Below are 7,068 nucleotides of genomic sequence, written 5' to 3' on the forward strand. Positions count from 1 at the left end.
CCCCCCCGCGGCGGCCCCCCCCCCCCCCGCCCGCCCGCCCCCCCCCGCGCCCCCCCCCCCCCCCCCCCCCCCCCCCCCCCCGCCCATGCACCGGATCTACACGACTGGAATCTCAAGCGATGGCAACACTCCAGAGCACGGCACCACCAGAAGCGGACGAGGTCCCCCGCCCGCCCGTCGTCAGACGCAAACGCACTGTGGCGCAGCGTTTCCGCCACGACTGGCCCCTGCTGCTGCTGGCATTCCCGGTGGTCGCCCACCTCGCGGTGTTCCACTACTGGCCCTCGGCCTGGAACATCATCGCGTTCATGGACTACAGCCCCTACCGGCCGTTCTGGGAGAACCCGTTCGTGGGCTTCGCGTGGTTCGAGCGGCTGTTCAACGACCCGTACTTCACGCCGGCGCTGCTCAACACGCTGAAGTTCGCCGCGCTCAACCTGCTGTGCATGTTCCCGCTCTCGGTCCTGCTGGCCCTGGCCATGAACAGCATCATCTCCATCAAGGTGCGCAGCACGTTCCAGTCCATCGTGTACCTTCCCCACTTCTTCTCGTGGGTCCTGGTCGTCACCGTCTTCGTGCAGGTCCTCGGCGCCGACGGCCTCGTCTCCAACTGGATCATGGACGGGGGCGGCGAGCGGCTCAACTTCACCTCGAATCCCGACAGCTTCCTGTTCCTGGTCTGGCTGCAATGGGCCTGGAAGGACGCCGGCTGGGGCATGATCATCTTCCTCGCGGCCCTCGCCTCGATCAACCCCAGCCTGTACGAGGCGGCCGCCTCCGACGGCGCGGGCCGGTGGCGGCGCCTGTGGCACATCACCCTCCCGGGCATCCGGCCGGTCATCATCCTCCTCCTCATCCTCCAGATCGGCGGCATCCTCTCCGTCGGCTTCGAGCAGTACCAGCTCCAGCGCCAGGCCGTCGGCTACCAGGCCACCGAAGTGCTCGACACCTACGTGTACTACCAGTCGATCGTCGGCAACCAGGGCGAGTCGTTCGGCACCGCCGCGGGCCTGTTCAAAGGCGTCATCGGCTTGATCCTCATCCTCGTCGCCAACAACATCGCGCACCGCCTCGGAGAGCAAGGGATCTACCAGAAGTCATGACCGCCATCGCCATGAAACCCAAGCGCCGCACCAAGAACCGGCCCGTCTGGGACGAGGAGCCCTCGCTCGCCGGCAAGGCGGTCAAGGCCCTGTTCCTGATCTGCTACGCCGCCGCGATCGTCCTCCCGATCTGGGCGGTCGTCGCCACCAGCTTCGCCAGCGAGGAGGCGCTCAACCGCGCCGGCGGGAGCCTGCTGATCCTGCCCACCGACGTCAGCCCGCAGGCCTACCGCGAGATCTTCTCCGGCGGCGCCCTCACCGACTCGCTGATCCTGACGCTGACCCTCACCGTCGTCGGCACCGCCATCAGCCTGGCCCTCACCATCTGCGGTGCCTACGCGCTCTCGCGCACCGGCTCGCTGCTGCACCGCCCGATCCTGTGGATCATCCTGCTCACGTTCCTGTTCGGACCGGGCATGTTCCCCAGCTTCCTGGTGGTGCAGAAGCTCGGGCTGTTCAACAGCTACTGGTCGCTCATCCTGCCCGGGGCCGTGGGCACCTTCAACATCATCATCCTGCGCGCCTTCTTCATGAACTCGATCCCCGGCGAGCTCATCGACGCCGCCAAGATCGACGGCGCCGGCGAGTTCCGGACCCTGTTTCGGATCGTGCTGCCGATGTCGAAGGCCATCCTCGCCGTCATCGCCCTGTTCTACGCCGTCGGCTACTGGAACATGTACTTCCAGGCCGTCCTGTACACGCCAGGCCTGGAGACCCAGCCGATCCAGGTCGTGCTCCAGCGGATGCTCATGTCCACACAGGGCCTTCCAGAGGGCGCGCAGGCCGCCGCCCAGTACCAGGCCACCGGTGAGGCAGCACCGACCGCCGCCCTCAAGATGGCCGTCGTCGTGTGCACCATCATCCCGATCGTCATCATGTACCCGTTCATCCAGAGACACTTCACGAAGGCCGTCATCACCGGCGCCGTGAAAGGCTGACCCGCGGTCTGTGAGGGTCCGCGAGGGGAGGGCGCCCGGATCTTGCCGGGCCCGGGCGCCCGTGATCCCCGCTCCCTCCGCGGCTCGCCCGTGCCGGCGACCGCCCACACAGCTCATCCACCCCAACTGTCCAGTCAGGACCGCGCTAGCGGTCCTCCGACAGGACTTGACCTCTCACAACCAACGCAAAAGGAGAGCACCGTGCGACGACGCACATTCACCGCCACCGCATCCATCGGAGCGGCGGCGGCCGCCGCCGCGGTCGCGGCCGGCACCCTGCCCGCCTGGGCCCGCGACAACGAAGGCCCGAGCGGCGCCGACACCTACGCCTGGAAGAACGCCGTCATCAACGGCGGCGGTTTCGTGCCCGGCATCGTCTTCAACGAGACCGAGCCGAACCTGATCTACGCCCGCACCGACATCGGCGGCTGCTACCGCTGGCAGGAGGACTCCCGGACCTGGAAGCCGCTCCTGGACTGGGTCGGCCGCGACAAGTGGGGCTGGTCCGGTGTGGTCTCCATGGCCGCCGACCCGGTCGAGACCGACCGGGTCTACGCCGCGGTCGGCACCTACACCATCGACTGGGACCCCAACAACGGCGCGGTCCTCTACTCCGACGACAAGGGCGAGACCTGGGGTATCGCCGAGCTGCCGTTCAAGCAGGGCGGCAACATGCCCGGCCGCGGCATGGGCGAACGCCTCGCCGTCAACCCCGCCGACAACGCCGAGCTGTACCTGGGAGCCCCTTCCGGGAACGGCCTGTGGCGCTCGAAGGACTACGGCCGCACCTGGGCCGCGGTGGAGAACTTCCCCAACCCCGGGAACTTCGTCGTCGACCCGAACAACCCCACCCTGGCCGACAACCAGGGCGTCATCTGGATCGACTTCGACCAGATCGGCGGCAAGATCTATGTGGGCGTGGCCGACCCGGCCGACCCGCTGTACGTCTCCGAAGACGGCGGCGCGACCTGGACCGCGGTCCCCGGAGCCGCCGAAGCGCTCGGCAACGCCGACGGCAACCGCACCTTCCCCAGTCAGTCCGCTGTGGACAACACCAACGGGTACCTGTACATGGTGACCAGCTACGACCCGGGCCCCTACAACGGCGCCCCCGCCTCGGGCAACGGCGGGAAGATCGTGCGGCTCGCCACCCAGACAGGCGAGTGGACCGACATCACCCCCGCCTACAACCCCCGCGGGGTGATCCCCGGCTTCGGCGGGATCACCGTCGACCGCCAGAATCCCGGCACTCTCATGGCGGCCACGCGCAACAACTGGTGGCCTGACGAGATCCTCTACCGCTCAACGGATTCCGGTGCCACCTGGTCGCTCAGCTGGGACTACGCCGAAGGCCAGGACCGCCACGACCGGTTCGACATGGACTCCTCGGGCAGCCCGTGGCTGTCGTGGAACGGCGAGGACCAGGGGCCGGCGTACGCGGTCAAGCACGGGTGGATGATCGACGCCCTCGCCATCGACCCGCACGACTCGGGCCGCATCATGTGGGGCACCGGCGCCACCATCTGGGGCACTGAGGACCTGACGCAGTGGGACTCGCAGGGCGAGCTCATCGGCGAAGAGAACGGCCAGCGGGTCGCGCTCCCGGTCGAGAAGTTCACTGTCGGCGTCCGTGCCGAAGGCGTGGAGGAATGCGCGACCCTCGACCTCGCCGCCCTCGGCGGGACGCTCGTCTCCGCGGTCGGCGATGTCGGCGGCTTCGTGCACACCGACCTCGACCGGGCCGAACCGATGATCGACACCGGCTGGTCCACGGGCACCAGCGTCGACTTCGCCCAGGCGAAGCCGGACATCGTCGTCGGCACGGGCAACGTGCACGGCAACGAGAAGGGCCACGTCGGCGTCTCCACCGACCGAGGCAAGACCTGGAAGAACGCCGCGCGTCTGGAGGGCGTCCCCGGCGACGGCCACGGCGGTACCGTCGCGATCACCGCCGACGGGTCCACGATCCTGTGGTCTCCCAGCGGCACCGAGGTCACCCCGGTGTACAGCACCGACCTGGGCGAGACCTGGAATCCGGTCCAAGGGCTTCCGGCCGGTGCGAAGATCCGGTCCGACCGCGTCAAGGCCTCGGTCCTGTACTCGTTCTCGGGCGGCACGTTCTACCGCAGCACCGACGGAGGCAAGACGTTCACCGACACGGGAGCGACCGGCCTGCCCGCCGCGGCCGTCGAGGACTTCCGGGCCGTCCCCGGCAGGAAGAACCACGTCTGGCTCGCCGGGCGCGGGGACGAGAAGGAGGGCATCGGAGGCGGCATGTGGCGCTCCAAGGACGGCGGCGTGACCTGGAAGCAGATCACCAAGTTCGAGACGGCGGAATCCGTCGGCTTCGGCAAGGCCGCCAAGAGCTCCGGTTACCCGGCCGTCTACACCTCCGCGGTGATCGACGGCAAGGCGGCGATCTACCGCTCGATCGACGGCGGCACCCGCTGGCGCCGCATCAACGACGACGACCACCAGTGGGCCTGGTCGGGATCCGCCATCACCGGCGACCCGCAGATCTACGGCCGCGTCTACCTCACCACCAACGGCCGCGGCATCATCTACGGCGACATCACCGACTGATGCACGGAAGCCGCCCCGCGGAAGGCGGGGCGGCCATCACCGAAGTGACACCGCGAAAGGAATCCCGATCACCGGAACGCACCGCGAGGGCCTCCGCGACCGGGTGAGGGAGCCTCGACTTCGTCATCCACTGGGGACCGTATGCGGTTCCCGCCTGGGCCGAGCCGCACCGAAACCGCGAGCTCGTGGCGAGGCTCCAGCGGATCGTCCTATTACGATCCGGCTCCGACCGATACTGACCCCCCGACAAGAAGGAGATCAACATGACCGCCGCGCTTTCGGTGCAGCTCTACAGCGTGCGCGACGCGCTCGCCGCCGACCTGCCGGGAACGCTCGACCGCATAGCGGGACTCGGCTTCGCGAATCGGGATTCCATTCTTCGGCGGCCTGGGCGGCGCCCGTCGATGCGAACACGTCGACACTCATCTGCTGGGCTTGGGCTGCGGTGAACGGGTCGAGTGCGGTCGCGGCGGCGGACCCGGCGAGCACGCCGACTCCGCCGATGAGCATCCGCCTGCGGCTCTTGGGGTTTCCATCCAGGCCATATTGGTCTTACCTTTCGAGAAGAGCTGGTTTCTGGTCATTCGTAGGATCGGGACACTCGGGGTTTCGGGTATGGCTGTCATGGTGAAGCCGTTGATGGTTCAGGAGACTTAACCGCCCGGGACCCTGCGACGACTCGACCGCCAATTGGGAGATGCGACGCGATCGCTGTGCTTTCAGTACAGGTCGCGGGTCCCGGTCGCGCCGCTGACCGGGCAGGAGACGTCCGCCCAGGTCTGCCTGCCGCCGGTGCCCGAGACGGTGACCCGCAGCTCGATCGTGCCGCCGCTGGTCGCCGAGCCCGCCCTTGCGCTGAAGGTTCGCGCACCGGTGCCGAAGGTCGCGCCCTCGACCTTGATCGAGTCCTCGTTCTCGATCCAGCCGACGTTCAACCCGCCAACGGCGGTCCACTCGGTCTCGACCCCCGTCGTCCTTGTCGCGTGCTTAACCATCTGCGAGCCGGCACGCCGTAGTTACCGTCTGGTCCGTCGCTGGTTGACCTGTCCGCCGCCGCAGGTACAGAGAGTGACCTTCGTGCCGGTACTGGTGCCCCAGCCCGAGGCGTCCAGGCACAGGCCGGACATCCCTTGTTCCTGGAATTCATAGGATCGTTTCCGTTCCAGGTGGCCGTAGGGATCCGGGCGGGCTCGGTCTCGCGCCGAGCCCGCCCGCTACCTCAGGAACACCCGAGCCGGACCTGCGTCGTGCCGCTAGTGCTGCAGGGTCAGCAGACCCGGCCGATAAGGCAGCGTGCCGTACTCCCCGCCGTCGGTGCTGGGGTTGCGTCCCTGGTAGAGGAACTGCAGGTTGCAGGGGTCGATGGTTTTGGTCTGGTCGGGGTTGGTGCGCACCACATCGCCGTGGCTGATGTCCCGGGTCCAGGTCGCACCGCTGTTGACGCTCCCGGCGAAGGGGCTGTTCACGGTCTCGGCCCCGGCCTGGGGTGTCCACGTGCCGTCCAGGCTGGTGGCCGTGAACGAGCGGAAGTAGCGACCAAATCCTGTGTAGTTCTGGGCCTCGACGATCATGAGGTACTGGTTCTGCCCCTGGACCTTGTAGACCTCGACCGCCTCGAACAGGTTGAGCGCCGTGTCGCTCATGATCTCCGTGTACGACGAACCGAAGCTGCCCGGGAAGTTCCCGAGGGGCATGCTGGCCCGGTAGGCACTGCCTTCGCCGTCGACGAAGAACATGTACATGTTCGTGTCGTCGCCGATGAGGGTCACGTCGTACCCGCCCCGGGGTCTCCCGTCGCCTGTGGGGGGAAGGGACGCGGTGAACAGCTCCTGCTGCGCGGACCAGCCGTTGAGGTTGGTGGGGTCGCTCGAGGTGCGGTAGGAGAAGGTGCCTTGCCCGCCCCCGTTGTAGGCGAGCACCCAGATGTTCTTCGGGGCGAAGTAGAACAGCGTCGGTGCGATGGCATTGAAGGGCATCGTGTTCTGGGTGGCGGTGGCCATGTCGGACCAGTTCGTGAAGGGGCTGAAGGACATCAGTCCCCAGTTGCCGTCGGGATAGGGCAACGCGCCGTGGGTCGTGGCGTAGACGAGGTACTGGCCGTTGTGGCGGACTGCGGTGAAGTCCTTGAGCGATGCCCACCCCGCCTTCGGTTCCGCGAGCGGGCCGGTCGATGTCCAGTGGTACGTGGACGGAAGAGCGCAGGCGCCGCTGCCGCTGTCGACGCGGGCGAGCTGCCACTGCTGGTTGCTGCCGCCCCAGTCGCTGTACTGCACGACGGCTGCGCCGTCGTTGGTGGCCGCGTTCTGGACCTCGACCGCCTTGTTGCTGTTGCGGTTGATCAGGCGCACGTAGCCGCTGCCGGAGTCGGCCAGCCGGAACTGCTGGTTGGTGCCGCCGTGGTCGGTCCACTGGTGGATGGCGGCACCGTCGGCGCTCGACCAGCT

The 7,068-nt window shown here is 67.9% G+C and carries 6 protein-coding genes; 4 read left to right on the plus strand and 2 right to left on the minus strand.

Annotated elements, in window-relative coordinates; genetic code table 11:
- The first annotated feature begins 119 nt into the window (after nucleotides 1-119).
- The 4 genes from O1R50_RS12630 to O1R50_RS12645 all read left to right on the plus strand — a co-directional run bounded on the left by O1R50_RS12630 (nucleotide 120) and on the right by O1R50_RS12645 (nucleotide 5,073).
- Nucleotides 120-1,103, plus strand: a complete 984-nt coding sequence (locus O1R50_RS12630; RefSeq protein WP_270110414.1) for an ABC transporter permease — start codon at nucleotides 120-122, stop codon at nucleotides 1,101-1,103.
- Nucleotides 1,100-2,041, plus strand: a complete 942-nt coding sequence (locus tag O1R50_RS12635) for a carbohydrate ABC transporter permease (RefSeq protein ID WP_270110415.1) — start codon at nucleotides 1,100-1,102, stop codon at nucleotides 2,039-2,041. Before O1R50_RS12630 ends, O1R50_RS12635 begins: the two co-directional genes overlap by 4 nt.
- Nucleotides 2,042-2,242: 201 nt before the next feature.
- Nucleotides 2,243-4,624 carry a sialidase family protein gene (locus O1R50_RS12640; RefSeq protein WP_270110416.1) on the plus strand — a complete coding sequence of 794 codons (2,382 nt, stop codon included), beginning with the start codon at nucleotides 2,243-2,245 and terminating at the stop codon, nucleotides 4,622-4,624.
- 263 nt (nucleotides 4,625-4,887) lie between these two features.
- Nucleotides 4,888-5,073, plus strand: a complete 186-nt coding sequence (locus tag O1R50_RS12645) for a hypothetical protein (RefSeq protein WP_270110417.1) — start codon at nucleotides 4,888-4,890, stop codon at nucleotides 5,071-5,073.
- Between the two features lie 270 nt (nucleotides 5,074-5,343).
- Here O1R50_RS12645 and O1R50_RS12650 read toward each other — a convergent pair whose 3' ends face one another.
- Together O1R50_RS12650 and O1R50_RS12655 are read right to left on the minus strand one after the other, a co-directional pair.
- Complete coding sequence (locus O1R50_RS12650) at nucleotides 5,344-5,619, minus strand: carbohydrate-binding protein (protein WP_270110418.1); 276 nt, start codon at nucleotides 5,617-5,619, stop codon at nucleotides 5,344-5,346.
- Between the two features lie 258 nt (nucleotides 5,620-5,877).
- Nucleotides 5,878-7,068, minus strand: a 1,191-nt coding sequence (locus O1R50_RS12655) for a non-reducing end alpha-L-arabinofuranosidase family hydrolase (protein ID WP_270110419.1), incomplete at its 5' end; no start/stop codon positions are given.

The sequence above is a fragment of the Glycomyces luteolus genome, from assembly GCF_027622875.1.
Classification (GTDB): Bacteria; Actinomycetota; Actinomycetes; order Mycobacteriales; family Micromonosporaceae; genus Glycomyces; species Glycomyces luteolus.

Excerpts from the sequence above, each read along its gene's own strand:
- O1R50_RS12650 (WP_270110418.1), bottom strand. The coding sequence starts at position 5,619 with ATGGTTAAGCACGCGACAAGGACGACGGGGGTCGAGACCGAGTGGACC.
- O1R50_RS12630 (WP_270110414.1), top strand. The coding sequence starts at position 120 with ATGGCAACACTCCAGAGCACGGCACCACCAGAAGCGGACGAGGTCCCC.
- O1R50_RS12635 (WP_270110415.1), top strand. The coding sequence starts at position 1,100 with ATGACCGCCATCGCCATGAAACCCAAGCGCCGCACCAAGAACCGGCCC.
- O1R50_RS12645 (WP_270110417.1), top strand. The coding sequence starts at position 4,888 with ATGACCGCCGCGCTTTCGGTGCAGCTCTACAGCGTGCGCGACGCGCTC.